Below are 26,217 nucleotides of genomic sequence, written 5' to 3' on the forward strand. Positions count from 1 at the left end.
CTTCTGGTGCGTTATCGATCTGGTCGAATGCACGAGCAGAACCACCGTAGGTTTTAGCCAGAACGGTAGTGATTGCAGCAGTCAGGGTAGTTTTACCATGGTCAACGTGGCCGATAGTACCAACGTTGACGTGCGGTTTTGTACGTTCAAATTTTTCTTTAGACACGGCTATATTCCTTACTATAGTGCTCTCCCCTCAGGAGAGAGCACGGGACTTAGGTTTTAATCCTGTGGATTACTTACCACGGGCTTCAATAACGGCCTGAGCAACGTTGTTAGGCGCATCATCATACTTCAGGAATTCCATGGTGTATGATGCACGACCTTTGGTCAGAGAACGCAGCTGAGTTGCATATCCGAACATTTCAGACAGCGGAACTTCAGCGTGGATCTTAACGCCAGTTACTTCGGATTCCTGACCGCGCAGCATACCGCGACGACGGCTCAAGTCACCGATAACGTCACCGGTGTTCTCTTCAGGAGTTTCTACTTCAACCTTCATGATTGGCTCAAGCAGAACTGGTTTTGCTTTCTTAAAGCCTTCTTTAAAGGCAATAGACGCAGCCAGTTTAAACGCCAGTTCAGAGGAGTCAACGTCGTGGTAAGAACCGAAGTGCAGACGGATACCCATGTCAACAACCGGATAGCCAGCCAGAGGGCCCGCTTTCAGCTGTTCCTGGATGCCTTTATCAACGGCAGGGATGTATTCGCCAGGAATTACACCACCTTTGATGTCGTTGATGAACTCGTAACCTTTCGGGTTAGAGCCCGGCTCCAGTGGGTACATGTCGATCACAACGTGACCGTACTGACCGCGACCACCAGACTGCTTAGCGTGTTTACCTTCGATATCGGTAACTTTCGCGCGAATCGCTTCGCGGTAAGCAACCTGAGGTTTACCCACGTTCGCTTCAACGTTGAACTCGCGCTTCATACGGTCAACGATGATGTCCAGGTGCAGTTCACCCATACCTGCGATGATGGTCTGGTTAGATTCTTCATCAGTCCATACGCGGAATGATGGGTCTTCTTTCGCCAGACGGCCCAGAGCCAGACCCATTTTTTCCTGGTCAGCTTTGGTTTTTGGTTCAACCGCGATGGAGATTACCGGCTCAGGGAATTCCATACGCTCCAGAATGATCGGGTGATCCGGGTCACACAGGGTGTCACCGGTGGTCACGTCTTTCAGACCGATAGCTGCAGCGATGTCGCCCGCACGAACTTCTTTGATCTCTTCACGTTTGTTAGCGTGCATCTGTACGATACGGCCAAAACGTTCACGCGCCGCTTTCACGGAGTTCAGGATGGTGTCACCGGAGTTAACCACACCAGAGTAAACGCGGAAGAAGGTCAGGTTACCCACGAATGGGTCGGTAGCAATTTTGAACGCCAGTGCAGAGAACGGCTCGTCGTCGCTTGCGTGACGCTCAGCCGGAGTATCTTTACCGTCGTCCAGGATGCCGTTGATCGCAGGAACGTCAACCGGGGATGGCAGGTAGTCAACTACCGCATCCAGCATCGCCTGAACACCTTTGTTCTTGAACGCAGAACCACAGGTTACCAGGATGATTTCGTTGTTCAGAACACGCTGACGCAGAGCTTTTTTGATCTCTTCTTCAGACAGTTCTTCACCACCCAGGTATTTCTCCATCAGCTCTTCAGAAGCTTCAGCAGCGGATTCGATCAGGTTCTGGTGCCATTCGTCAGCCAGGTCCTGCATCTCAGCCGGGATATCTTCGTATTCGAAGGTAACGCCCTGGTCTGCATCGTTCCAGTTGATGGCTTTCATTTTCACCAGGTCGATAACGCCGGTGAAGCCTTCTTCAGCACCAATTGCCAGCTGCAGCGGAACAGGGTTCGCGCCCAGACGGGTTTTGATCTGACCAACAACTTTCAGGAAGTTAGCACCCATACGGTCCATTTTGTTAACGAACGCGATGCGTGGAACTTTATATTTGTTCGCCTGACGCCATACGGTTTCAGACTGTGGCTGAACACCACCAACTGCGCAATAAACCATTACCGCGCCGTCAAGAACACGCATGGAACGTTCTACTTCGATGGTGAAGTCAACGTGCCCTGGGGTGTCGATGATGTTTACGCGATGCGGTTCGTACTGCTTAGCCATACCTGACCAGAATGCAGTAGTCGCTGCGGAGGTGATAGTAATACCACGCTCCTGCTCCTGTTCCATCCAGTCCATGGTGGCTGCGCCGTCATGAACTTCACCGATTTTATGGTTTACACCGGTGTAGAACAGAATACGTTCGGTAGTAGTGGTCTTACCGGCGTCGATGTGCGCACTGATACCGATGTTACGGTAGCGTGCGATGGGTGTTGTACGAGCCATTTGATTCCTCGTTTGTTTCTTTAGGCGTTCAGTTAAGTAACCCAGAGCGGGCAGCTTCTCTGAAGCGCCCGCCTGGTGACTAATACTCCGAAGGGATTACCAACGGTAGTGTGCGAACGCCTTGTTGGCTTCTGCCATACGGTGAACGTCTTCACGTTTCTTAACTGCAGTACCTTTGTTTTCTGCAGCATCAGAAAGTTCGTTCGCCAGACGCAGAGCCATGGATTTATCACCGCGTTTACGAGCAGCTTCAACGATCCAACGCATTGCCAGGGCATTACGACGAACCGGACGAACTTCAACTGGAACCTGATAAGTAGAACCACCAACGCGGCGGGACTTAACTTCTACAGTTGGGCGAACGTTGTCGAGAGCGACTTCGAAAGCTTCCAGTTCATTTTTACCAGAACGCTGAGCCAGGGTCTCCAGCGCGCTGTATACGATTGCTTCTGCAGTAGATTTTTTACCATCTACCATCAGGATATTTACAAATTTTGCCAGCAGTTCTGATCCGAATTTCGGATCTGGAAGAATTTTACGCTGACCAATGACGCGACGACGTGGCATGGGAATACTCCGTTGTTAATTCAGGATTGTCCAAAACTCTACGAGTTTAGTTTGACATTAAGATAAATCAGTTTGGCCTTACTTAACGGAGAACCATTAAGCCTTAGGACGCTTCACGCCGTACTTGGAGCGAGCCTGCTTACGGTCTTTAACACCTGAGCAGTCCAGCGCACCACGAACGGTGTGGTAACGAACACCCGGAAGGTCTTTAACACGACCGCCACGGATCAGGATCACGGAGTGCTCCTGCAGGTTGTGACCTTCACCACCGATGTAGGAAGTCACTTCGAAACCGTTAGTCAAACGCACACGGCATACTTTACGCAGTGCGGAGTTTGGTTTTTTAGGAGTGGTGGTATACACACGAGTACATACACCACGTTTCTGCGGGCATGCTTCCAGCGCAGGCACGTTGCTCTTTGCAACTTTGCGTGCACGTGGTTTGCGTACCAGCTGGTTAACTGTTGCCATTAAATAGCTCCTGGTTTTAGCTTTTGCTTCGTAAACACGTAATAAAACGACCTCATACAATATGAGGACGCGAAATTTTAGGGCTACGACGAAAAGGTGTCAAGAAATATACAGCGATCTCAAATCACCAGTTCATTTGACTGGCGTGCGTCACAGTAAGATTGACGAAATCAGTATAGCCAACCACGTCAATTTTGGCTGAAATTTGACCAGAAAGACCCCGCGCATCCAGATCGTCCTTTAGCGCAGAGACAGTTATGGGGGCATTCGTGAGGATTTCAACGAAACGGCTGCCTTCCAGCGCAGCAAGTACGCCATCCTGAATCAGCAGCAGGTCATCACCTTCGCGCAGCATGCTCAGTAGCGTGTCGATATCACATTGCCACGGTGAGCGGCTCAGGGTATGGAGCATGGCAGCCTCAGAAAGTCAGAACAGTGTCGTAGTGAGAGAGTTGTTCGCGTAGCGCAGCAGAAGACAGGCACGTGACATCCAGAACAAAAGGCGTCTTCTCATCTAATCCGCGAGCGGCCAGCGAGTCGGCACACACATAGAAGGTTTCAATGTCGTACAGCGGCAACACTTTAAAGGTGGCGATGTAATCCCGCATCAAAATCGCCTGCGGTTGCTGGCCCGCCAGCAGCTGAAACACCCCGTCCCCTAAAAAGAAGACGCCGATCTCCTCGGTCAATGCAGATGTCGCGAGCAGCGCATCCAGCCCTTCTCGGCCCGATGCGCTACCGTGCGGGGCAGTGGTAAAAACAAACGCGATGCGTTTCATCAGAATTGCACCACTCGGTCACAGGTGAGCGCAGCCTGCGCCAGCGCGCCCAGACCACTTAGCGAAAATCCGGGCTGCAGGTTGGAACCGGCTAAACCAAGACGCGCGGCTTCGGTTGTATCAGCGACACCGCGACGCAGGGCCGCTGCCACGCAGATATGCAATTCAACACCCTGCGTCTCATTTAACGCCTGCCAGGCGCGCACCAGATCAAACTCATCGCTGGCCGGCGACGTAAACTGGTTCGCGTTATAGACCCCTTCCCGATAAAAGAAGACGCTCACCAGTTCATGTCCGGCTTTTAGCAGCGCCTGGGCAAATTGCAGGGCGCTGCTGGCCTGCTGAGTGCCATACGCCGGGCCTGTCACCATTAACGCAAAACGCATTACTTATCTTGCCCCAGGAAATCACCGCTTTTGAACTGGCGAATATAGAGGTAGACCGTATGTTTGGAAATGTTCAGGCGGTCAGCCACCTGATTGATGGCGTCTTTGATATCAAAAATGCCTTTTTCATAGAGATTCAGCACGATCTGACGGTTCTTGGCGTTGTTCGATACGTTGCGATCGGCATTCACCTCTTCAATCGTGAACTCCAGCGTCTGCGTGACGAGATCCTCAACTGAAGAGGCAAAGTTAACAGAAGAGCCCACGTCTGGCGTTTCAGGCGGAATAAAGGTGCTCATGATTTGCGAGAATGGCACATCAAGGTTCATGTTGATGCACAGCAGTCCGATCACACGATGCTCGCGATTTCGAATAGCAATGGTTTCTGATTTCATCAGCACGCCACTTTTGGCGCGAGTGAAATAGCATTTGGAGACGCTGCTGTCCGCGCCGGTCATGTCATGCAGCATACGCAATGCAAGGTCGGTAATTGGCGAACCAATTTTACGGCCAGTATGCTCACCATTAGCAATGCGGATGGCGGAACACTTCAGATCTTGCAGGGAGTGCAATACGATTTCGCAGTGGGACCCAATGAGCATCGCTAACCCGTCCACCACCGCTTCGTAGGATTTCAGAATATCGAAGTCGGTCTGGTCGAAAGGACGTTGATCCAGCAAATCAAGTTCACTGGTTTCGTTGGTTAAAAGCGACCTGGACATGAAAAAAACACTCCTTTTCAGGAGCCTGTCGTTAGGTTTTCAGGGCAGGCTCATTATCTACACGGACAACTAAATTAATACAGCGTACCTGGCACTTTCCAGTGTTAATTATATCTGCCCCACAATAAAAAAAACCGCCGCCTTAAAGGCGGCGGTTTTCATCACATTACTTCTTCGCGTCTGCGGCAGCTTTTTGATCTGCCTGCGCTTCTGGTTTCGCATCGGCTTTCGGTGCCGGTTTGATATCCAGCAGCTCTACGTCAAACACCAGCGTAGAGTTGGCAGGGATACCCGGAACGCCGGTTTTGCCATAGGCCAGATCCGGTGGGATAACCAGCTTGATCTTACCGCCTTTCTTGATGTTTTTCAGACCTTCAGTCCAGCCTGGGATCACACCATCCAGACGGAAGGAGAGCGGCTCACCGCGGGTATAGGAGTTATCGAACTCTTTACCGTCGATCAGCGTACCTTTGTAGTTCACCACGACAGTATCGCTGTCTTTCGGTGCATCACCGGTACCTTCTTTCTCAACTTTGTATACCAGGCCGGTAGAAGAGGTTTTTACTCCCTTCTCTTTAGCAAAGGTATCGCGGTAGGCTTTGCCTTTCGCTTCGTTGTCTTTCGCGTCCGCTTCCATCTTCGTTTGAGCGGCACCTTTTACACGCGCTTCGAACGCCTGCAGAGTCTGTTCAATTTCCTGGTCAGACAGTTTGCTCTTATCAGCAAACGCATCCTGAACACCCGCGATCAGCTGAGCTTTGTCCAGTTTGATGCCCAGTTTCTCTTGTTCTTTCAGAGAATTTTCCATGTAACGACCCAGAGATGCGCCCAGTGCGTAGGCAGATTTCTGGTCGTCATTTTTGAACGCCGCTTTGCTGTCTGCAGTTGCAGCAGGCTTCGCAGCAGTATCAGCAGCGAAGGACAGCGGCGCGTTCAGCGCAACAGCCATCGTCGTCGCCAGCAGCGTTACTTTAAACAGTGATTTCATCCATATCTCCAGGGCCTGGGGACTCTCACCCCAGCATTAAACGTAAATGAGCTACGTACTATAAAACGTTGTGGAAGAAATCTACAGACAGACTCTCCCGATTCTCGCCACTTTTAAGACTATTTTTGTTTAAATAAGTTTCTTGCCAAAGGGATGGATACTGCGCTAAGGAACAAACTCAGTTAAACTTCGCCGCCGCTGGCCCATTATGGCGAATCAGAAACAGACGAGGTGAATGATGAAGGACACAACGATTGAAGCGAGACTGGCTGAACTGGAAAGCCGCCTGGCTTTTCAGGACATCACCATCGAAGAGCTTAACCAGACCGTGACCGCGCATGAACTCGAAATGGCGAAACTGCGGGATCATATGCGCCTGCTGACGGAAAAGCTGAAGGCTACGCAGCCGTCAAATATCGCCTCACAGTCAGAAGAGACGCCACCACCTCACTATTGAGGCGAAAAAAAAGCGGGATAATCCCGCTTTTTTATTTTCCGTTATACGGAATTAGTGGCAGCCACAGCCGCCGTTACCGCAACCACCTTTACCGTGGTCGTGACCATGGTCGTGGCCATGGCCACCGCAGCAGCCGTCATGGCCGTGATCGTGGTCATGGTCGTGACCGTGCGCACCGTGAACGTGGCCATGAGCCAGCTCTTCTTCGGTTGCTTCACGGATAGCGACAACTTCTACGTTGAACTTCAGGTTCTGGCCAGCCAGCATATGGTTGCCATCAACCACAACGTGGTCGTCTTCAACTTCAGTAATTTCAACCGGAACCGGGCCCTGGTCAGTTTCCGCCAGGAAGCGCATGCCAACCTGCAGTTCGTCAACGCCCATGAACACGTCTTTAGGAACGCGCTGAACCAGGTTGTCGTCATACTGGCCGTATGCGTCGTTCGCGCCTACAGCAACGTCAAATTTATCGCCAACTTCATGACCTTCCAGCGCGTTTTCCAGGCCGGAAATCAGGGAACCGTGACCATGCAGGTAGTCCAGCGGCGCACTCACCGGAGACTCATCAACCAACACACCGTCTTCTGTACGTACCTGATAGGCCAGGCTGACCACCAGGTCTTTTGCTACTTTCATGATATCTCCTGAGCGTGGGAAAATTGCTGGCGCAGATTGTAGCGGAAATCTGCACCCGTGTACCCTTTAGCTTAAAAAAACTCAGGGCATATCGCTAGTCCGGATGAAAAATGCCGATCACTTGCTCTTCTTTGCGTACATGATCGCGCGCTTCTTTGTCGGCCTCACGCATCTGGTGGCCGCACTTAACACACTCAACAACATCAATATTATTTTCACGCCACATTGCCAGAGTATCTTGCGCCTGGCAGGAGGGGCACTTTGCGCCCGCAATAAAGCGTTTACGTACAGCCATATTTGGTTACCCTTTATTCAAATTCGTCCCAGCCGTCCAGCTGGCGTCGTTCCTGCTGCATCTCGCGCTGGAAAATCTCCTCCAGCTCGCGACGCGCTTCCCGCACACGGGAAATCTGCGCCGTATCCGTGTGTACGGGCATCAGCTCGCGCAGCATTCGCATATCCAGCCGTCGGAAGTGCATCTGGGCCCGCTGCGCCTGATGCGGGTGCATACCCAGCGAAATCAACGCTTTGCGCCCCAGCTCCAGCGCACTGGAAAACGTCTCACGCGAGAAGTGTTTCACACCCGCCTGCAACAGTTCGTGCGCTTCAACACGTCCCCGCGCACGCGCCAGAATATGCAGATGCGGGAAATGCTGCTGGCAGAGTTCGACCAGCTTCATCGTATCTTCCGGATCGTTACAGGTTATGACGATCGACTCCGCCGCCTCCGCACCTGCGGATCGCAGCAGTTCGAGCTGCGTCGCATCGCCGTAGTAAACCTTATAACCATATTTGCGCATCAGGTTGACCGCGCTGATATCCCGCTCGAGCACCGTGATGCGCATTTTGTTCGCCATCAGCAGACGACCAATCACCTGCCCGAAGCGGCCAAACCCCACCACAATCACTTGCGGCTTATCGTCTTCCACCCACGGGGCTTCGTCTTCATCATCAGCCGGGTTTAAGCGGCGCGACAGCAGTTTATCCACCAGCTTCATCAGCAGCGGTGTGGTCATCATCGACAGCGTGACCGTCACCAGCAGAAGCGCCATCTGATCGTCTTTGAACAGTTTCTGGGACGATGCCGTAGAGAACAGCACAAACGCGAACTCTCCCCCCTGGCTTAGCACGCTGGCAAACTGCATACGTTCCGAACTGCGCAGCCCGGATATACGCGCCAGGACATACAGCACCAGCGTTTTCACCGCCACCAGCACAGCCACGCTCACAATAACCCACAGCAGATGGGTATAGAGCACACCGAGATTGAGCGCCATGCCCACCGAAATAAAGAACAGCCCTAACAGCAGCCCTTTAAAGGGTTCGATCGCAATTTCCAGTTCGTGGCGGTATTCGCTCTCGGCGAGCAGCACCCCGGCGATAAACGTACCCAGAGCCATCGACAGCCCCAGCGCGTCCATAAACAGCGCAGAGCCTAATACCAGCAGCAGCGTTGCGGCGGTAAACACCTCGCGCACGCCTGACGCGGCGATAAAGCGGAACACCGGCCGCAGCAGAAAACGCCCCCCAATCAGCATGCCCGCAAAAGCCAGCACCTTCATGGAGACTTTTGCCCAGTCAAAGTGATCGTCACCCGGCCCGGCCAACAGCGGCACCAACGCTAACGCCGGGATCACCGCTAAATCCTGAAACAGCAGCACCGAAAAGCCCAGTTGCCCCGACTCACTGCGGTTCATGCCCTTATCCCGCATCAGCTGCAATGCCATCGCCGTTGAGGACATGGCAAGGCCAATACCTCCGATGGTCGCCGCCTGCCACGAAAAGTCAGTGAGCATCAGCAATCCGGCCAGAATGGCCGCGCTGAACAGCACCTGCGCCGCGCCAACGCCAAAGATAGAGCGCCGGAGCTGCCACAGCTTTGACGGATTAAGCTCCAGGCCAATGATGAACATCAGGAAGACCACTCCCAACTCGGAGAAATGGAGAATTTCATCGACATCGCTGATGAATCCCAGCCCCCAGGGGCCAATCGCGATCCCCGCCAGCAGATACCCGAGTACCGCGCCAATACCGAGCCGTGCGGCCAACGGTACAGCCACCACCGCGGCAAACAAAAACAGCACCCCGGCGAGGAGTAAATTCGATCCTTCCATTAACGCCCTCCTGCCGGAATCGGTGATGCCAGCCATTCGCCATACGCTCTGGCGTGGCTCGCCAGCTCCTTCGGATCCTGACGCCGTGCCCAGTAGACAATAATCGGGCTCATCCAGTGCATTCGGCACATCGCCGCCGTCAGTTCAAACGGTCGCAGGATATCGCTCATCGGATAACGGTTAAGGCCATCGTAGCGGTAGGCGCTCTCCGGCTCACCGGTGGTAATCACACTACGCCAGTACTTTCCCGCCAGTTGGTTGCCCCCCACCCCGCTGGAAAACCCCCGGCTCAGCACCCGATCCAGCCACTCTTTCAGCAGGGCCGGACAGCTATAGGTATAGAGCGGATGCTGGAACACAATCACGTCATGCTGACGCAGCAATTCCTGCTCGTACGGAATATCGATAAAGAAATCAGGGTAGTGCGCGTAGAGATCGTGCACCGTCACGTTACTGAGCTGAGTAGCCGGCTTAAGCAGGACGCGGTTTGCCACCGAGTCCTGAGATTCCGGATGGGCATACAGCAGCAGCACTTTTGCTGTCTGAGACATCACTCCCCTCCCGGTTCTGTTTCTGTTTTTGTGTATCGTCGTTGTTTTGGGCTACCATGGCGGCCCGGTGCGGAAAATGGCCCACACCTTACATTATCATAATGACAAATTAACATAGTCGGAACATACGGCGCTTCTATGATTGTTTTCTCCTCGTTACAAATTCGCCGCGGCGTGCGCGTCCTGCTGGATAACGCCACCGCCACCATTAATCCAGGTCAAAAAGTGGGTCTGGTCGGCAAAAACGGCTGCGGTAAATCCACCCTGCTGGCGCTGCTGAAAAACGAGATTAGCGCGGATGGCGGTAACTTTACTTATCCGGGAAACTGGCAGCTCGCCTGGGTAAACCAGGAGACGCCCGCCCTGAGTGAGCCGGCGCTCGACTATGTTATTGATGGCGATCGTGAATACCGTAAGCTGGAAGCGGAACTGAACGCCGCCAACGAGCGCAACGATGGCCACGCCATCGCCACCGTCCACGGCAAGCTGGACGCCATCGACGCGTGGACCATTCGCTCCCGCGCTTCCAGCCTGCTCCACGGCCTGGGGTTCAGCAACGAACAGCTTGAACGTCCCGTCAGCGACTTCTCCGGTGGCTGGCGTATGCGTCTTAACCTGGCGCAGGCGCTGATCTGCCGCTCCGATTTGCTGTTGCTCGATGAACCGACCAACCACCTCGATCTCGATGCGGTCATTTGGCTGGAGAAGTGGCTCAAGAGCTATCAGGGCACTCTGATTCTGATCTCCCACGACCGCGACTTCCTCGATCCGGTTGTGGATAAAATCATTCATATCGAACAGCAAAATATGTTCGAATACACCGGAAACTACAGCTCTTTCGAACGCCAGCGGGCGACTCGCCTCGCCCAGCAGCAGGCGATGTACGAAAGCCAGCAGCAGCGCGTGGCGCATCTGCAGAGTTTTGTTGACCGCTTCAAGGCCAAAGCCTCAAAGGCCAAGCAGGCCCAGAGCCGCATCAAGATGCTGGAACGCATGGAGATGATTGCCCCGGCGCATGTGGATAACCCGTTCCACTTTAGCTTCCGCGAGCCGGAGAGCCTGCCAAACCCGCTGCTGAAGATGGAAAAAGTGAGCGCCGGATACGGCGATCGCATCATCCTCGACTCAATCAAACTCAACCTGGTGCCGGGTTCGCGCATTGGTCTTCTGGGGCGTAACGGTGCCGGTAAGTCAACGCTCATCAAACTGCTGGCGGGCGAGCTTAGCCCGGTAAGCGGCGAAATCGGTCTGGCGAAAGGCATCAAGCTTGGCTACTTCGCCCAGCATCAGCTGGAATTTTTACGCGCGGACGAGTCCCCTATCCAGCATCTGGCGCGTCTGGCGCCGCAGGAGATGGAGCAGAAGCTGCGCGACTACCTCGGCGGCTTTGGCTTCCAGGGTGATAAGGTCACTGAAAACACAGAGCGTTTCTCCGGCGGCGAAAAAGCGCGTCTGGTGCTGGCGCTGATCGTCTGGCAGCGCCCGAACCTGCTGCTGCTCGATGAACCGACCAACCACCTCGACCTCGACATGCGTCAGGCGTTGACCGAAGCGCTGATTGAGTTTGAGGGCGCGCTGGTTGTGGTCTCGCACGATCGGCACCTGATCCGCTCCACCACGGACGATCTCTATCTGGTGCACGACGGTAAAGTCGAGCCGTTTGACGGCGACCTGGAAGACTATCAGCAGTGGCTGACGGACGTGCAGAAGCAAGAGAACCAGCCGGAAGAGTCGGCGAAAGAGAATGCCAACAGCGCGCAGGCGCGTAAAGATCAGAAGCGTCGTGAAGCTGAACTGCGTACTCAGACTCAACCACTGCGTAAAGAAATTGCCCGTCTCGAAAAAGAGATGGAAAAGCTCAACGCCACGCTTGCCGCCGTTGAAGAGAAGCTGGGCGACAGCGAACTGTATGACCAGAGCCGTAAAGCGGAGCTGACCGACTGTCTGCAAACCCAGGCGAAGACCAAATCCAGCCTCGAAGAGTGCGAAATGGCATGGCTGGATGCCCAGGAACAGCTGGAAGCGATGCTGCAGGCTGACTGACACGCCGGGAGGGTTATGGGTTTCGATATCACGAGCGACATTACATTCCGTAAGCTCAGCATCTTCATGACGTTTATGGAGAAGGGCAATATCGCGCGTACTGCCGAAACGCTGGGTCTGAGCGGCGTCAGCGTGCATCGTGCACTGCATACTCTGGAAGAGAACGTCCGCTGTCCGCTCTTTACCCATAAGGGACGTAACCTGATTGCCCTTCCGTCCGCCTGGACGCTGCTGGAGTATTGTCAGGAAGTTATGCAGGTGATGGAGCGCGGGCTGGAAGAGTCCCGTAAAGTCGCCGGTATTGGTCAGGGACGGTTGCGCGTCGGCACGCTCTACTCGCTGACGCTGGAAACCGTGCCGCGCCTGATCATGGGCATGAAGCTGCGTCGCCCGGATCTGGAGATGGATCTGACGATGGGCTCTAACGATACGTTGCTGCATATGCTTGACGACGGTACGCTGGACGCGATCCTCATCTCGATTTCCGAAAGCAATATCGACCGCAACAGCCTTGAAGTCCTGCCCCTGTTTCATGATGACATTTTCCTGGCCGCGCCTGCCTCTGCCACGCTGAATACCAGCGGGCTGGCGAATTTACGCGATTACAAAGATCAGAAATTTGTCTCGCTGGCAGAAGGGTTTGCCACCTATGCGGGGTTCCAGGAAGCATTTCATATCGCTGGATTTGAACCGGAAATTGTCACCCGCGTGAATGACATTTTCTCAATGCTCAGCCTGGTTCAGGCGGGCGTCGGCTTTACGCTGATGCCGGGCAGGATGAAGAAGGTCTACGAAAATTCGGTGCAGCTACTGAAGCTGGCAGAACCGTACCAGATGCAGCAGCTTATCGCGATTGTGTTCGCCCGCAACCGCGAGCAGGACCCGAGCCTGCGGGCATTAGCCGCCGAAGGGCGGATGTATGCGCGCAGCCTGCAGGAAAGTGTGTGATACAAAACAAGGCAACCGAACCCGTAGGCCCGGTAAGGCGCAGCCGCCACCGGGCTAAAAATTCACGCACGAAGCCTTCCTGCCAGATGCACCGCCACATCCACACCGCTGCGCTCGAGTGATATGGTCTCCCCTTCCCACGCCGCCTGACGTGTCAGGCAGGTCAGGACGCCACCGGGCGGCATCTCGATCGCCAGCCGGGCTTCGCGTTCGTTAGCGGAAATCATCGCCTCCTGCCAGCGCACCGTACGCGCCATGTTCATCGCCAGATCGTCCGCGATCTTTTCCGGCTGCCAGAGCACGCGCCCGGTGCTGCCGCTCAGGTACGCACAGCGTGGACGAGCCAGCGTGACGGACTCAAACGCCGCCGCCAGCTTTTGTGCCGGCTCCGCCAGCAGTTCACAATGGGATGGCACGCTGACTGCCAGCCTTTGCACTTTGCTCGCCCCCTTTTCCAGGGCGCGTTTTGCCACCTGCGCCATCCCTTCATCGGATCCGGCAATGACGATCTGCGTTTCGGCATTCAGGTTAGCAATATACGTTCCGCTACCCTCGATAAGCTGTTCCACCTGCGGCAGGGTTAAGCCCATGATGGCCGTCAGGCCGTAGCCGTGGGGCCAGGCCTGCTCCATCAGGTCGCCACGCAGCGCCACCAGCTTAAGGGCGTCCGTCAATTCCAGCGCCCTTGCTACTACCGCCGCGGGATAAGCACCAATCGATAAACCGCTGACGATGTCAGGCGACACGTCACGTCGCTCCAGCTCGCGCGCCCAGGACACGCCAGCAATGAGCAGGGAAAGCTGAACCGCACGGGTATGGGTTAACGAGGCGGCACTGTCCAGCGTATCAACTTCGACACCCAGCACCTCACGCGCCTGAGCCAGTTCCGTTCCCGGCAGGTTTTGCAGCATACCTTCATGCTGCGTACCCTGCCCCGGAAAGGTAAACAGTATTTTCATCACTCCTCCCTGCGCCATGGGTCAACCACCAGGCGTGGCCCACGGCGGGTTTTCAGCAGCGTTTTGCCATCGCGCAGCCACTCCGCCAGCGCGAATCCGCCCTCTGGCGTATCCACCTGGGTATCAGCCCGGCACAGCGCACCACTCAACTGCGACTGCCAGGCGGTAAACGCGTCGGGTGATATCGGCTGCGGGGCGCGGATCAGCAGATCAAGATCGCTGTCGGCATGGATCACCGGAATGCCGGTCGCCAGCGCATAACCAGTGCTGCCGGTTATGCCCCACGTCCACGGCCACGACTGCTGCGCAAGCTGTAACGCCACCTGAACCGGTGGCTGGGTGACAAACGGCGAACGCAGCAGATCGGCGGTGACGCACAGCTCTTCAGGTGACACCACGCGTAACACATTCCCTGGCTTCACCCATCCAGCCGCCCGCTGGTCGCGGCGCAGTCCGCGCACGCCAACGGGGATTCGGCCATCGTTATCAACATCACGCCGCACCACCACCGGCAGGCCGGTATGCCAGGCGGCATCCACCCAGGTTTCAGTAATACCTTCCAGCGCGTCGCGCGAGGTAAGCCAGATGAGGTCGTGGGGGCGTAATGTTGTGGTCATGATTACATTCCTGAAGTCAGCGAGATAAACAGCGGCAGCGACAGGATACACAGGACTGAGCTTAACAGCAGTACCGCTTCTGCATCCGGTGACTGCACGCCAAAGCGGTTACCAAACACGACCCCGAAGAAGCCCGCAGACAGTGCAATCATCAGAATGGCGGTGATCGCCACGGAGCCGTGCAGACCGAAGATTAAAACGATACCCCAGGCAATGGCTGGCTGGATCAGCAGCTTAGCGATGGTGGAAGTGATCACCATGGTGTTGATCTGCAGCTTACGGGCAGAGAGGATCACCCCAGTCAGGAACAGCGCCGCAGCGGTGGCAGACAGCCCCAACGGTTTAATTGCAGAGAGGACCAGTTCCGGCATTTTGATGCCGATGGCGGATAAAATCACACCCAGCAGAGGCCCCATCACGATCGGTTTTTTAATGGATCGCCACATCAGCACAGGCAGCATAGAGAGAGTTGAGCCGGAGGTATTGCCCTCAGCGCGCGCTTTTTCCCGCTCCAGGATCAGCAGACAGAACGGCGTCATCAGCACGGACCTGCAGGCAATAGAGACCGCCACGGACAGAGATGTGGAAGATCCTTCACCCAGCACGCTGCCCAGAATCGGCAGACCAAGCGCCGCATAGTTTGGCAGCGCGACGGTGAGCGTCAGCACGGCCGCATCCTGAGGGGATTTTTTAAAGACCTTCGTGGCAAGAAAATAGATGGCTGCGTAGGTGATCCACATCGCCAGAGTCAGTACCAGGATCAGCGGCGACTGGGCCACGATGCCGGTCCACGGGGTTTGTACTGTCGCGCTGAACAGCGCGGCAGGCAGCGCAAAATCCATGACGAAGATATTGAGCAGGGAAACATTTTTGTTATCGACCATCTTTGCCTTACCGGCCCAGAATCCCAGCAGCATGATGACGAAAATCGGTGCGAGAGCATGAACAATTACGTAAGTCATAAATCACCTGTGATTAAAAAGAAGTAGCACTGGCGCGATGATTATTATTTTCAGGATGCAGTTTCCCGCACGGGCGTAACGGATACGCCCGTGAGGTTGTGCATCTGGCAGGTCTCTTTTTACTTACCAGCTGGCGCGCATACGTTCGCGTACAAGCGCCGAGCTGCGGCGATTGTCAGCACCCAGACGGTTTTTCAGCGTCGGATCCTGACGAGCGTCACTGATGGCCTGTTGCAGGGTGGTTTTCACCAGCGTCAGGTCGCTATCGGATGGGGCATCCGGGTTGCTGATATCCAACAGGCTCGAGAGCAGCCCCAGCGTGGCGTAGTTGCTGATGTCATACGCCATAGGTGGAATAGTGGCGGCCAGTTTTTCCAGCGCCTCCACGCTGCGCAGGGTGATCCGCGCGGCAGACGCTTTCCCCATGGCATGGATGAGCACGCCTTTATCGTTAAAGGCAATCAGACGGTTAGCCTGGTAGCCATGCGCCAGAAACGCGCCGGACATGGCTTTACCCACAATCAGGCCAATTACCGGATGACCCGCCAGGCGCGCGTTGGCGTAGGCGGCCGCATCGCCTGCCAGCGCCTGGTGGATACCAAACGCCTCTTCGCGACGGCCATAAGCCTGGCTTGGGACGTCGATCACCGCCACAATCGGGCGCTTAACGGCTTTATCAGCATCTGCCGCGACGGTTTCGCTGACCACTTTCGCCAGCGTCCAGCCTTCAAGCAGGCCGACTTCCCCTTTCGCCGCGCGCGGGAAGTGGTTGTTGGCATCCGGCACTACGGCGATAAAACGCACCGTTTCACCGTTCAACTCGCCGTCTGCCGCCTGCACGGACGGGCACAGCCCCTCAATACGTTTGGCGTTCGGGGCGAGGGTTTCCAGCCAGCGTTCGCCACGGCTCATTACGTTACTCATCATTTCACCTCCCGGGCAAAAAGCGCGTTAATCTGTTCGGCATCGGCCTGTTTGCGGGTGTCGAAATTCATCAGGCGGTTCAGGTAATCGTCGTAGTTATCGGTGCGATGTTTTGCCGGGACGCCTTTGGCGATGGCCTCGTTCATCGCGGCTTTCACCGCATTCACGCCATCGCCGACCAGCGCGTCCACCAGCCCGCTCTGATAGCGCACCTCGCCGCCGGTCATGCTCCAGATAAACGGACGGTCGCGGGAGTCGTACTCTTCAATGCCCGCTTCCTGCTCAATAACCTGCGGGCCGTTTAACCCCAGACGCGCTTCGCGAGTCACAATCAGGTAGCTGCAAAGCGCCGCCGCGATGGACATCCCGCCGAAGCAGCCCACGGTCCCGGCCACAATCCCGATAACGGGCGTGTAGCGACGCAGGTCAACAATCGCCGCGTGGATATCGGCAATCGCCGCCAGGCCGAGGTTGGCTTCCTGCAGGCGTACGCCGCCGGTTTCGAGGCACAGCACCGCCTGAGTCGGAATGCCGTTGCGGTTATCTTCTGCCGCCAGCTCCAGCGCTGCTGCCATTTTCGCGCCGGAGACCTCGCCCATGCTGCCGCCCTGGAACGCGCCTTCAATCGCCACGACGACCGCAGGCTGGCCGTTGATAGTCCCTTTCGCGACCACCATGCCGTCATCGGCCTGAGGCACAATGCCCTGTGGCCCCAACCACGGAGAGATAATGCCTGCAAACGGATCCAGCAGCTCGCGGTAGCTGCCCTCGTCGAGCAACGCCTGCGCACGCTGGCGCGCTTTTAATTCGATAAAGCTGCTGTCATCACGCATGGCTCACCCCTTCAAAAACCTGTTCGATACGAATGCGCGCCACGCCCGGCGTCGCGCCAAAGTCGTGGATGGTCAGTTTGCCTGCGGGCAGACTGCTGACGGTCTCCAGGCGGCTGAATAACGCCTCCCAGCGTCCACGGCTGTTGTCGACGGAGGTGGTGATATCAATGGTTAAGGTCTGGCCCGGTTCGGCGGTGAACAGCACCTCCATATCCCCGGATCCAACTACCCCTGCCAGCGCCTGGCCGCTTAACGTGCGGCTGGCTGGCATGGTCAATGTGATTTTTTCCATAACATCCTCTTAATGCTTTGAATAGGGCGTTTCGACACGGTCAAGAAACAGCGTGGCGGCAAGCAGGTCGGCGGCACCGCCCGGTGAGGCATTGAGCGTCAGCATCTGGCGATCTAACCGCGCCAGCGCCTGCTGCCCCGCGAGCGTTGCGCATCCTCCGGCGTTCAGTACCGCCCGGGCGCCGTTCTGCATGGCGTCCAGCCCCTCCATTCCGGCGCGCGACAGCACGCAGGTATCGGTGAGTGAGGTCATGATTGCCATCAGCGCGTCGAGTCTGGCGTTTGTTTCGCTGCTGCCGTTGAGACGGCTCAGGCGAAGCTGCGGCAGCGCGCGCTGCATGATGTGCGGAAACGCCTGCTGAGCCTCTTCCCGCGCGCCCGGTACGCGGTAGCGGTGCGTGGCGCGTAACCCCTTACTGAACACCTTCGGTGCCGCGTCGTCCGGGAGTTTCGCCAGCTGTGCGGCGGTGTTAGCGACGGTTTGCGCGCGGGAGTCGCCACCCAGCATCGCCACCGCGCTCACCAGCAGCCCCAGCGCCCAGATTGCGCCACGGTGCGTATTCACGCCGTCGGTGGCGATCATCATCTGCCGTTCGCCTTCACGGCCAAGGCGGCCAACGGTTTGCCGTAGGGCAATATCCGCCGGACGCTGCCAGCTCTGCTGCGCCAGCGCCTGAAACGTGGAGGTCAGGCTGTGCGCGGAGCGCTCCATCAGCGCAAGCGATAAATCGTGGTGCGCGCCGTTCCCCCGACTGTCCACCAGACCGGGTTTCGGGCTTAAGCGTGCTTCGTCAATCAGACACTGCGTGGCGGTTCGCGCCAGCCATTCGGCACCGCCTTCAACCTGAATCTGGGGCAGAAGTGTCATTACCAGCTCCGGAATTTCGCAGGTGGGTTGTAGAGACCGCCGGACCACTCAACGAGGTCAGCCACGCTGCCCGCCGCCAGCAGAGAGCGGGTGGCATCAGTACGGCGAATCCCCATGTATTCCGGGTACACGACCTTGCCGCTCTGGCGCAGTTCCGCCACGCGTCTGGCATCCACGCCCAGACCAATATCGGTGATACCGGCCACGGCTGCGACCATGGCGCGACGCTCTTCCAGATCTTTTGCCCGGTAGAGGTAGGCAATCCCCTCTTCCGTCAGCACGTGGGTGACGTCATCGCCGTAAATCATCACCGGTGCCAGCGGCATGCCGGAGGCTTTCGCCACGTCAACGGCGTCCAGTTTTTCCACGAAGGTAGGCTTCACGCCCGCCTGGAAGGTTTCCACCATCTGCACGACCAGTTTTTTACCGCGTTGCATCGGGTCGGGTTCGGTGATCATGTTCAGCCAGGCCGGAGTGGCGTGGCGACGGCCGTGTGGATCATGGCCCATGTTCGGCGCGCCGCCGAAGCCGGAGAGACGACCGCGGGTCACCGTTGAGGAGTTGGCGTAACCATCCACCTGCAGGGTTGAGCCGATAAACATATCCACCGCGTACTGGCCCGCCAGCTGGCAGAAGGCGCGGTTGGAGCGCATGGAGCCGTCAGCACCGGTGAAGAACACGTCCGGACGGGCGCGGATGTACTCTTCCATCCCCAGTTCGCCGCCGAAGCAGTGCACGCTCTCCACCCAGCCGCTTTCAATTGCCGGGATCAGCGTCGGATGCGGGTTCAGCGTCCAGTGTTTACAGATTTTGCCCTTCAGGCCGAGCTGTTCACCGTAAGTGGGCAGCAGCAGCTCAATTGCCGCGGTGTTAAAACCGATCCCGTGGTTCAGAGACTGCACCTGATGTTCAGCGTAGATGCCTTTGATGGCCATCATCGCCATCAGGATATGTTCCTGTTTGATCAGGCGCGGGTCGCGGGTAAACAGCGGTTCGATAAAGAATGGCTTGTCGGCCACCACCACGTAGTCAATCCAGGAGCCTGGGATATCAACGCGCGGCAGGTCGCATTCGTCGTCCACCAGCTCGTTAACCTGTGCGATGACGATGCCATCGTGGAACGCGGCGGCCTCCACCAGCGCCGGGGTATCTTCGGTACTTGCCCCGGTGTAGAGATTGCCTTTGCGGTCTGCTTTAAACCCGGCGATCAGCGCCACGTTTGGTGAAAGGTCGACGTAGAGACGTGAATACAGTTCGATATAGGTATGAATAGCACCGATTTCGAGTTGACCATCCTCCAGCAGCTGGGAGATGCGCAGGCTCTGTGTGCCGGAGAAGGAGAAGTCCAGCTTACGGGCAATGCCCTTCTCAAAGATATCCAGATGTTCACTGCGGCCAACGCTTGGCATGATCATGTGCAGGTCATGCACAATTTGCGGGTTTACTTCGGCCAGCGAGCGGGAAAGAAAATCCGCCTGCTTCTGGTTGTTGCCTTCCAGAACGACCTTATCGCCTGGCGCGATCAGCTTTTCCAGCATGGCGACAAGGTCGCCGGTTGGCAGAACCTTGCCCTGCACCGGTACGGAGGCCAGACGACGCGCTTTTTCGCTGCGTCGGGTGTTCCATTGCCGGGTGGGTATTTGCCCAGATAACATTATTAACCTCCTGATTCAGCACATCATTTTGATTTGCTTAACGCTGAGTAAAGTCTGCACCCTGGCGGAAAAGGCATCAATTAAGCGTAGAGTGGAATCATTAGCCTGAGAGTAATAATCAAGGTAAATATTTGTGATCGGGATCAGTTCATGCTTCGGAAAACCAGGCTAAACGGGGTACAATTCGGAAGGTATAGTAAATTTCTGACAAGAATCAGCATCGCCCTTATGACCCAAATCATTCCCTCAGACTTCGACCTCACCGCCGAAGACAGCACTGATTTCGTGCCCATGCGCGGCGTGGCCAACTGCCACCTGCAGACCATGCTGCCGCGCCTGATCCGCCGCAAGGTGCAGTTCACTCCGCACTGGCAGAGGCTGGATTTGCCGGACGGTGATTTTCTGGATCTCGCCTGGAGCGAAGATCCCGAACAGGCGCGCCATAAACCTCGCCTGGTGGTGTTTCATGGTCTGGAAGGCAGCCTGCACAGCCCGTATGCCCATGGGTTAATCCAGGCGGCAAAAGCGCGCGGCTGGCTGGGCGTGGTGATGCATTTTCGGGGATGCAGCGGCGAGCCGAATCGTCAGAAACGCATCTATCACTCCGGCGAAACCGAAGATGGCACCTGGTTTTTGCACTGGCTGCGGGATAATTTCGGCACCGTGCCGGCGGCGGCGGTGGGCTATTCGCTCGGCGGAAATATGCTGGCCTGTCTGCTGGCCAAAGAGGGAGACGCGGTACCGCTGAATGCCGCGGTGATTGTCTCTGCCCCCTTCATGCTGGAACAGTGCAGTTACCACATGGAGAAAGGCTTTTCCCGGGTCTATCAGCGCTATCTGCTCAACCTGCTAAAAGCCAATGCGGCGCGCAAGCTGAAGGCCTATCCGGATACCCTGCCAGTAAGCCTGCGTCAGTTGAAAAAGGTCCGCCGCATTCGTGAGTTCGACGACCTGATCACCGCCAAAATTCATGGGTTCGCCGATGCCATTGACTACTATCGTCAGTGCAGCGCCATGCCGCTGCTCAGCAAGATCACTCAGCCGACGCTGATCATTCACGCGAAAGATGACCCGTTTATGGATCATCACTCCATCCCTGCACAGGAATTTCTGCCCGACAACGTTCACTACCAGCTGACCGAGCACGGCGGTCACGTGGGGTTTGTCGGCGGAACGCTGCGTCGCCCGAAAATGTGGCTGGAGACGCGCATTCCTGACTGGTTAACCCCTTACCTGGACGGTGCAACATGATTATCCCCTGGCAGGATCTGGCGCCCGAAACGCTCGATAATCTGATTGAAAGCTTTGTCTTGCGTGAAGGCACCGATTATGGTGAACATGAACGCTCGCTTGAGCAAAAGGTCAACGATGTTAAACGCCAGCTTAAAAGCGGCGACGTGGTGCTGGTGTGGTCTGAACTGCATGAGACGGTCAATATCATGCCCCGCAACGCGTTTCACGGCTGATCTTTCAACCTTTCCAGTCAGGGAGTTGCTATGTCTGCCAGACATCCGGTTATTGCCGTTACGGGGTCGAGTGGTGCGGGAACCACCACCACCAGCCTCGCGTTTCGCAAGATTTTCGCCCAGTTGAATCTCCGCGCGGCGGAGGTCGAAGGCGACAGCTTTCACCGCTATACGCGCCCGGAGATGGATATGGCCATCCGCAAAGCGCGTGATTTGGGCAAACACATCAGCTACTTCGGCCCGGAGGCCAATGACTTCGGCCTGCTGGAGCAAACGTTTCAGGAGTACGGCCTAAGCGGCAAAGGGCAGTCCCGCAAATATTTGCATACCTACGACGAAGCCGTTCCCTGGAATCAGGTCCCGGGCACCTTTACCCCCTGGCAGCCGCTGCCGGAACCTACCGACGTGCTGTTTTACGAAGGATTGCACGGCGGCGTGGTGACGCCGCATCACGACGTGGCGCGACATGTGGATCTGCTGGTCGGCGTGGTGCCAATCGTGAACCTGGAGTGGATCCAGAAGCTGACGCGAGACATCAGCGAGCGCGGCCATTCACGCGAGGCGGTGATGGATTCGGTTGTGCGCTCAATGGAAGATTACATCAATTATCTGACACCACAGTTTTCCCGCACCCACATCAACTTCCAGCGTGTGCCGACGGTGGACACTTCCAACCCGTTCGCGGCCAAAAGTATCCCGTCGCTGGATGAGAGCTTTGTGGTGATCCATTTCCGCAATCTCGACGGCATCGATTACCCCTGGCTGCTGGCGATGCTGCAGGGTTCGTTTATTTCTCACATGAATACGTTAGTGGTGCCCGGCGGAAAAATGGGGCTGGCGATGGAGCTGATCATGACGCCGCTGGTGCAGCGGTTGATGGAAGGGAAGCAGATCGCATAATCATATTCCCTCTCCAGGTGGGAGAGGGTTAGGGTGAGGGCATCAACACGCACGATGCCCCATCAATCACGCCTCGATCACTTCATACGAATGGGTAATTTTTACCGCTTTCTCCAGCATTAATGCCACAGAGCAGTATTTTTCCGCAGACAGATCCACCGCGCGTGAGACGGCAGCATCTTTCAGCGCGTTCCCGGTGACAACAAAATGCAGGTTAATGTGCGTGAACAGGCGTGGCGCCTCTTCGCGACGTTCTGACGTGAGCTTGACTTCACAGTCGGTCACATCATGACGGCCCTTTTGCAGAATCGACACCACGTCAATCGCGCTGCATCCCCCTGCCGCCATCAGCACCATCTCCATTGGGCTGGGTGCTTTATCGCCGGAGTTACCGTCCATCAAAATCTGGTGTCCCGACGAGGACTCGCCCAGGAACGTTAAACCTTCTACCCATTTCACGCGCGCTTGCATATTCATTAGCTCCAACGTTGCATTTTTGGTGACAGATTACGCGTGCGTTACATTTCTCGCAATGGAAGGCGACCTGCGTCATGCTGAAGCGAGACACCAGGAGACACGCGGCGAAAGCTATGCTAAAACACTCTGGATGCTACAGTAATACATTGACGTTACAGATGTATGCAGAGGACATCAAACTTTACTGGCTGCGAAACGTTACGACAGCCGACTTCCCAGGTATGGGTAAGAATTCGATTGCAACCCCAGAGTCCGGATGCATCTTATGACTCTGGTGACAGCTTATAACAGAGGATAACAGCGCATGGTGCTTGGCAAACCGCAAACAGACCCGACTCTCGAATGGTTCTTGTCTCATTGCCACATTCATAAGTACCCATCGAAGAGCACGCTGATTCACCAGGGTGAAAAAGCAGAAACGTTGTATTACATCGTCAAAGGCTCGGTGGCAGTGCTGATCAAAGATGAAGAAGGGAAAGAGATGATCCTTTCTTATCTGAACCAGGGCGATTTTATCGGTGAACTGGGCCTGTTTGAAGAAGGCCAGGAACGTAGCGCCTGGGTTCGTGCAAAGACAGCATGTGAAGTGGCTGAAATTTCCTACAAGAAATTCCGTCAGTTGATTCAGGTTAACCCTGACATCCTGATGCGTCTTTCTTCGCAGATGGCTCGCCGTCTGCAGGTGACATCAGAGAAAGTGGGTAACCTCGCCTTCCTGGACGTGACCGGCCGTATCGCGCAGACCCTGCTGAACCTGGCGAAACAGCCAGACGCTATGACCCACCCTGACGGCATGCAAATTAAAATTACCCGCCAGGAAATTGGTCAGATCGTCGGTTGCTCCCGTGAAACAGTGGGCCGTATCCTGAAAATGCTGGAAGATCAGAACCTGATCTCCGCCCACGGTAAAACCATCGTGGTTTACGGAACCCGTTAATCCCGATAAAACGGCGTGCCATCGCAAGGTGTCACGCCGTTTTTGTCTCTACTCCCCATGTGGCGCAGGCTGATTTATCACCCGGAAGTTAACTACGCACTGCGACAAACGCTGGTGTTGTGCCTTCCTGTGGCCGTGGGCCTGATCCTTGGGCATCTTCAGCAGGGGCTGCTGTTTTCACTGGTTCCCGCCTGCTGCAACATTGCCGGTCTCGACACCCCGCATAAGCGTTTTTTCAAACGTCTGATTATCGGCGGTTCGCTGTTTGCCGGGTGTAGCCTGGCCGTGCAGCTTTTGCTGGCCCGCGATATTCCGCTGCCGCTGATCCTGAGCGTGCTGGCGATGACGCTGGGGGTGACCGCCGAAATCAGTTCGCTGCACGCGCGTTTACTGCCCGCCTCACTCATCGCGGCCATCTTTACCCTGAGTCTCGCAGGTAATATGCCGGTGTGGGAGCCGCTGCTGATCTACGCCCTTGGTACGCTATGGTATGGCCTGTTTAACTGGTTCTGGTTCTGGCTGTGGCGGGAACAGCCGCTGCGTGAATCCCTGAGCCTGCTCTATGTCCAGCTTGCGGAGTACTGCGAAGCCAAATACACGCTGCTGACTCAGCATACCGACCCGGAAAAATCACTGCCGCCGCTGCTGACGCGCCAGCAGAAGGTGGTGGTTCTGATAAGCCAGTGCTACCAGCAACTGCATATGCTGGCCGCCAACAAGAACCACGAATATAAACGGCTGCTGCGCACCTTCCAGGTGGGGCTGGATCTGCAGGAGCATATCTCCGTGAGCCTGCACCACCCGAAGGAGGTGCAAAAGCTGGTGGAGCGCAGCCATGCCGAAGCGGTGATCCGCTGGAACGCGCAAACCGTGTCCGCACGCCTGCGGGTACTGGCCGACGACATTCTTTATCACCGTTACCCCACCCGCTTTAACATGGACAAGCAGCTCGGCGCACTGGAGAAAATCGCCCGCCAGCACGAGGATAACCCGGTAGGCCAGTTTGCCGCCTGGCACTTCAGCCGTATTGCCCGCGTCCTGCGTACCCAGCGCCCGCTCTATCCCCGCGATCTGATGGCGGATAAGCAAAAGCGCCTGCCGCTGCTGCCTGCGCTTAAAAGCTATCTCTCGTTTAAATCTTCCGCCCTGCGCAACGCCGCCCGGATTAGCGTGATGCTGAGCATCGCCAGCCTGATGGGCATGGCGCTGCATCTGCCCAAACCCTACTGGATATTAATGACGGTACTGTTTGTCACCCAGAACGGCTACGGCGCCACGCGAGTGCGTATTCTGCACCGGGCGGGCGGAACCATGGCGGGGTTGATTATCGCCGGCGTAACGCTGCACTTCCACGTGCCGGAAGGCTATACGCTGGCAGGCATGCTATTGATTACCCTGGTGAGCTACCTGATCATCCGCAAAAACTACGGCTGGGCGATGGTGGGCTTTACGGTCACGGCGGTATATACCCTGCAATTGCTTACGCTCAATGGCGAACAATTTATTGTCGCCAGGCTTACCGATACCCTGATTGGCTGTCTGATTGCCTTTGGTGGTATGGTCTGGCTGTAGCCACAATGGCAAAGCGGCCTGCTCAGGCAGAACGCCCACGACGCGCTGGAGGCCGACCAGCAGGCTATCCGCCTGATACTGAGCGACGATCCGCAGCCCTCCCCGCTGGCGTATCAGCGGATGAAGGTCAACCAGGCACATAACGCCCTGTTCAACTCGCTGAATCAGGCGATGCAGGAGCCCGGCTTTAACTCGCACTATCTGGCGGATATGAAGCTCTGGGTAACGCACAGCCAGTTCATCGTCGAACATATCAACGCGATGACCACGCTGGCGCGTGAACATACCATGCTGACGCCAGACCTGGCGCAGCGCTATTTGCAGTCGTGTGAGATTGCCCTGCAGCGGTGTCAGCAGCGTCTGGAGTATGACGCGCCGGGTGAATCGGGGGATTCGAACATTCTGGAAGCGCCGGAAACGCTCACCCACGGACCAATGAGCACCCTGGAGCAGCATCTGCAACGCATTCTGGGGCATCTGAACACCATGCACACCATTTCGTCGGTGGCATGGCGTCAGCGTCCGCATCATGGAGTGTGGCTCATGAGGCGGCTAAAAAAGACGCCTTATTAATTAAATTCATTTGGAAGTAGCCAACGAGCGCTGTTTTTTTAAAAACTATTTATACTATTGGAATGTTATCTCGCCCTGAACACTGAGCCATTATCGTCACGTTTTAACAGCGTCCAGCGGCTTTGTTGAATAAATCAGATTTCGGGTAAGTCTCCCCCGTAGCGGGTTGTG

General features: G+C 56.1%; 29 protein-coding genes and 1 pseudogene. 8 read left to right on the forward strand and 22 right to left on the reverse strand.

What is annotated here, in order from left to right; genetic code table 11:
• From HX884_RS17880 to fkpA, 9 genes are all read right to left on the reverse strand, one after another.
• A partial coding sequence (locus HX884_RS17880) for a GTP-binding protein (RefSeq protein WP_227514874.1) occupies positions 1-166 on the reverse strand: 166 nt, incomplete at its 3' end.
• A 69-nt stretch (positions 167-235) separates the two neighbouring features.
• The gene (gene fusA, locus HX884_RS17885) at positions 236-2,350 is read right to left on the reverse strand and encodes an elongation factor G (protein WP_029882142.1); all 2,115 of its coding nucleotides are present in this window, start codon (positions 2,348-2,350) and stop codon (positions 236-238) included.
• Between the two features lie 96 nt (positions 2,351-2,446).
• Positions 2,447-2,917 carry a 30S ribosomal protein S7 gene (gene rpsG, locus HX884_RS17890; RefSeq protein WP_003861706.1) on the reverse strand — a complete coding sequence of 157 codons (471 nt, stop codon included), beginning with the start codon at positions 2,915-2,917 and terminating at the stop codon, positions 2,447-2,449.
• Between the two features lie 96 nt (positions 2,918-3,013).
• Positions 3,014-3,388, reverse strand: coding sequence for a 30S ribosomal protein S12 (gene rpsL / locus HX884_RS17895; RefSeq protein ID WP_000246815.1), 375 nt, complete (start codon positions 3,386-3,388; stop codon positions 3,014-3,016).
• Positions 3,389-3,512: 124 nt separating this feature from the next.
• Entirely contained in the window at positions 3,513-3,800 is a 288-nt protein-coding gene (gene tusB, locus HX884_RS17900; RefSeq protein ID WP_013099033.1) for a sulfurtransferase complex subunit TusB, read from the reverse strand.
• Between the two features lie 7 nt (positions 3,801-3,807).
• Positions 3,808-4,167 carry a sulfurtransferase complex subunit TusC gene (tusC, locus tag HX884_RS17905; RefSeq protein WP_013099034.1) on the reverse strand — a complete coding sequence of 120 codons (360 nt, stop codon included), beginning with the start codon at positions 4,165-4,167 and terminating at the stop codon, positions 3,808-3,810.
• Positions 4,167-4,553 (reverse strand): sulfurtransferase complex subunit TusD, encoded by a 387-nt coding sequence (tusD, locus tag HX884_RS17910; RefSeq protein ID WP_020686857.1) that lies wholly within the window; start codon positions 4,551-4,553, stop codon positions 4,167-4,169. The genes tusC and tusD overlap by 1 nt, the downstream gene beginning before the upstream one ends.
• Complete coding sequence (locus tag HX884_RS17915) at positions 4,553-5,275, reverse strand: transcriptional regulator (protein WP_003861697.1); 723 nt, start codon at positions 5,273-5,275, stop codon at positions 4,553-4,555. Before HX884_RS17915 ends, tusD begins: the two co-directional genes overlap by 1 nt.
• Before the next feature lie 166 nt (positions 5,276-5,441).
• The gene (gene fkpA, locus HX884_RS17920) at positions 5,442-6,263 is read right to left on the reverse strand and encodes an FKBP-type peptidyl-prolyl cis-trans isomerase (RefSeq protein ID WP_013099036.1); all 822 of its coding nucleotides are present in this window, start codon (positions 6,261-6,263) and stop codon (positions 5,442-5,444) included.
• A 238-nt stretch (positions 6,264-6,501) separates the two neighbouring features.
• Here fkpA and HX884_RS17925 point away from each other — a divergent pair, with 238 nt between their 5' ends.
• A complete protein-coding gene (locus HX884_RS17925) occupies positions 6,502-6,720 on the forward strand; it encodes a protein SlyX (protein WP_003861693.1) in 219 nt (72 codons plus the stop codon).
• Positions 6,721-6,771: 51 nt separating this feature from the next.
• Here the strand turns inward: HX884_RS17925 and slyD are convergent, their stop codons facing one another.
• The 4 genes from slyD to kefG form a co-directional block, all read right to left on the reverse strand.
• The gene (gene slyD, locus HX884_RS17930; protein ID WP_013099037.1) at positions 6,772-7,356 is read right to left on the reverse strand and encodes a peptidylprolyl isomerase; all 585 of its coding nucleotides are present in this window, start codon (positions 7,354-7,356) and stop codon (positions 6,772-6,774) included.
• Positions 7,357-7,450: 94 nt separating this feature from the next.
• A complete protein-coding gene (locus tag HX884_RS17935) occupies positions 7,451-7,651 on the reverse strand; it encodes a YheV family putative zinc ribbon protein (protein ID WP_013099038.1) in 201 nt (66 codons plus the stop codon).
• A 13-nt stretch (positions 7,652-7,664) separates the two neighbouring features.
• On the reverse strand, positions 7,665-9,470 hold the full coding sequence (kefB, locus tag HX884_RS17940) for a glutathione-regulated potassium-efflux system protein KefB (RefSeq protein WP_020690480.1): 1,806 nt from the start codon (positions 9,468-9,470) through the stop codon (positions 7,665-7,667).
• Positions 9,470-10,021, reverse strand: a complete 552-nt coding sequence (gene kefG, locus HX884_RS17945; protein WP_013099040.1) for a glutathione-regulated potassium-efflux system ancillary protein KefG — start codon at positions 10,019-10,021, stop codon at positions 9,470-9,472. Before kefG ends, kefB begins: the two co-directional genes overlap by 1 nt.
• Before the next feature lie 138 nt (positions 10,022-10,159).
• On the opposite strand from kefG, the gene HX884_RS17950 reads away from it, so the two are divergent.
• Positions 10,160-12,064 carry an ABC transporter ATP-binding protein gene (locus HX884_RS17950; protein ID WP_178328564.1) on the forward strand — a complete coding sequence of 635 codons (1,905 nt, stop codon included), beginning with the start codon at positions 10,160-10,162 and terminating at the stop codon, positions 12,062-12,064.
• A gap of 15 nt (positions 12,065-12,079) precedes the next feature.
• On the forward strand, positions 12,080-13,012 hold the full coding sequence (locus tag HX884_RS17955; RefSeq protein WP_178328565.1) for a LysR family transcriptional regulator: 933 nt from the start codon (positions 12,080-12,082) through the stop codon (positions 13,010-13,012).
• A gap of 62 nt (positions 13,013-13,074) precedes the next feature.
• Here HX884_RS17955 and mdcH read toward each other — a convergent pair whose 3' ends face one another.
• The 8 genes from mdcH to mdcA form a co-directional block, all read right to left on the reverse strand.
• Positions 13,075-13,971, reverse strand: a complete 897-nt coding sequence (gene mdcH, locus HX884_RS17960; RefSeq protein ID WP_178328566.1) for a malonate decarboxylase subunit epsilon — start codon at positions 13,969-13,971, stop codon at positions 13,075-13,077.
• A complete protein-coding gene (locus tag HX884_RS17965; protein WP_029882148.1) occupies positions 13,971-14,588 on the reverse strand; it encodes a malonate decarboxylase holo-ACP synthase in 618 nt (205 codons plus the stop codon). Before HX884_RS17965 ends, mdcH begins: the two co-directional genes overlap by 1 nt.
• 2 nt (positions 14,589-14,590) lie before the next feature.
• Positions 14,591-15,550 carry an AEC family transporter gene (locus HX884_RS17970; protein WP_178328567.1) on the reverse strand — a complete coding sequence of 320 codons (960 nt, stop codon included), beginning with the start codon at positions 15,548-15,550 and terminating at the stop codon, positions 14,591-14,593.
• 123 nt (positions 15,551-15,673) lie between these two features.
• Complete coding sequence (gene mdcE, locus HX884_RS17975; RefSeq protein ID WP_178328570.1) at positions 15,674-16,474, reverse strand: biotin-independent malonate decarboxylase subunit gamma; 801 nt, start codon at positions 16,472-16,474, stop codon at positions 15,674-15,676.
• Complete coding sequence (locus HX884_RS17980) at positions 16,474-17,307, reverse strand: biotin-independent malonate decarboxylase subunit beta (protein WP_013099047.1); 834 nt, start codon at positions 17,305-17,307, stop codon at positions 16,474-16,476. Before HX884_RS17980 ends, mdcE begins: the two co-directional genes overlap by 1 nt.
• Positions 17,300-17,599 (reverse strand): malonate decarboxylase acyl carrier protein, encoded by a 300-nt coding sequence (mdcC, locus tag HX884_RS17985; protein ID WP_040023835.1) that lies wholly within the window; start codon positions 17,597-17,599, stop codon positions 17,300-17,302. Before mdcC ends, HX884_RS17980 begins: the two co-directional genes overlap by 8 nt.
• A 9-nt stretch (positions 17,600-17,608) precedes the next feature.
• Positions 17,609-18,466 carry a triphosphoribosyl-dephospho-CoA synthase gene (locus tag HX884_RS17990; RefSeq protein ID WP_062935220.1) on the reverse strand — a complete coding sequence of 286 codons (858 nt, stop codon included), beginning with the start codon at positions 18,464-18,466 and terminating at the stop codon, positions 17,609-17,611.
• Complete coding sequence (gene mdcA, locus HX884_RS17995; protein ID WP_178328568.1) at positions 18,466-20,121, reverse strand: malonate decarboxylase subunit alpha; 1,656 nt, start codon at positions 20,119-20,121, stop codon at positions 18,466-18,468. Before mdcA ends, HX884_RS17990 begins: the two co-directional genes overlap by 1 nt.
• Positions 20,122-20,349: 228 nt before the next feature.
• Between mdcA and HX884_RS18000 the strand changes: the two genes are divergently transcribed.
• Genes HX884_RS18000 through HX884_RS18010 form a run of 3 tightly spaced genes read left to right on the forward strand, consistent with a single transcriptional unit; the run spans position 20,350 to position 22,487 of the window.
• Entirely contained in the window at positions 20,350-21,372 is a 1,023-nt protein-coding gene (locus HX884_RS18000) for a hydrolase (RefSeq protein WP_178328569.1), read from the forward strand.
• Positions 21,369-21,587, forward strand: coding sequence for a YheU family protein (locus tag HX884_RS18005; RefSeq protein ID WP_013099053.1), 219 nt, complete (start codon positions 21,369-21,371; stop codon positions 21,585-21,587). The genes HX884_RS18000 and HX884_RS18005 overlap by 4 nt, the downstream gene beginning before the upstream one ends.
• Before the next feature lie 30 nt (positions 21,588-21,617).
• Complete coding sequence (locus HX884_RS18010; protein WP_013099054.1) at positions 21,618-22,487, forward strand: phosphoribulokinase; 870 nt, start codon at positions 21,618-21,620, stop codon at positions 22,485-22,487.
• Positions 22,488-22,553: 66 nt separating this feature from the next.
• On the opposite strand, the gene HX884_RS18015 is transcribed toward HX884_RS18010, so the two are convergent.
• Positions 22,554-22,958 carry an OsmC family protein gene (locus HX884_RS18015; RefSeq protein ID WP_044157703.1) on the reverse strand — a complete coding sequence of 135 codons (405 nt, stop codon included), beginning with the start codon at positions 22,956-22,958 and terminating at the stop codon, positions 22,554-22,556.
• Between the two features lie 310 nt (positions 22,959-23,268).
• Here HX884_RS18015 and crp point away from each other — a divergent pair, with 310 nt between their 5' ends.
• Both crp and HX884_RS18025 read left to right on the forward strand, forming a co-directional pair.
• Positions 23,269-23,901: a cAMP-activated global transcriptional regulator CRP gene (gene crp, locus HX884_RS18020; RefSeq protein ID WP_000242758.1), complete on the forward strand. Its 633-nt coding sequence runs from the start codon at positions 23,269-23,271 to the stop codon at positions 23,899-23,901.
• Between the two features lie 57 nt (positions 23,902-23,958).
• Positions 23,959-26,046 (forward strand): annotated as a pseudogene (locus HX884_RS18025) (YccS/YhfK family putative transporter).
• The last annotated feature ends 171 nt before the right edge of the window (positions 26,047-26,217 follow it).

The organism is Enterobacter sp. SECR19-1250, from assembly GCF_013391025.1.
Taxonomy (GTDB): Bacteria; Pseudomonadota; Gammaproteobacteria; order Enterobacterales; family Enterobacteriaceae; genus Enterobacter; species Enterobacter cloacae.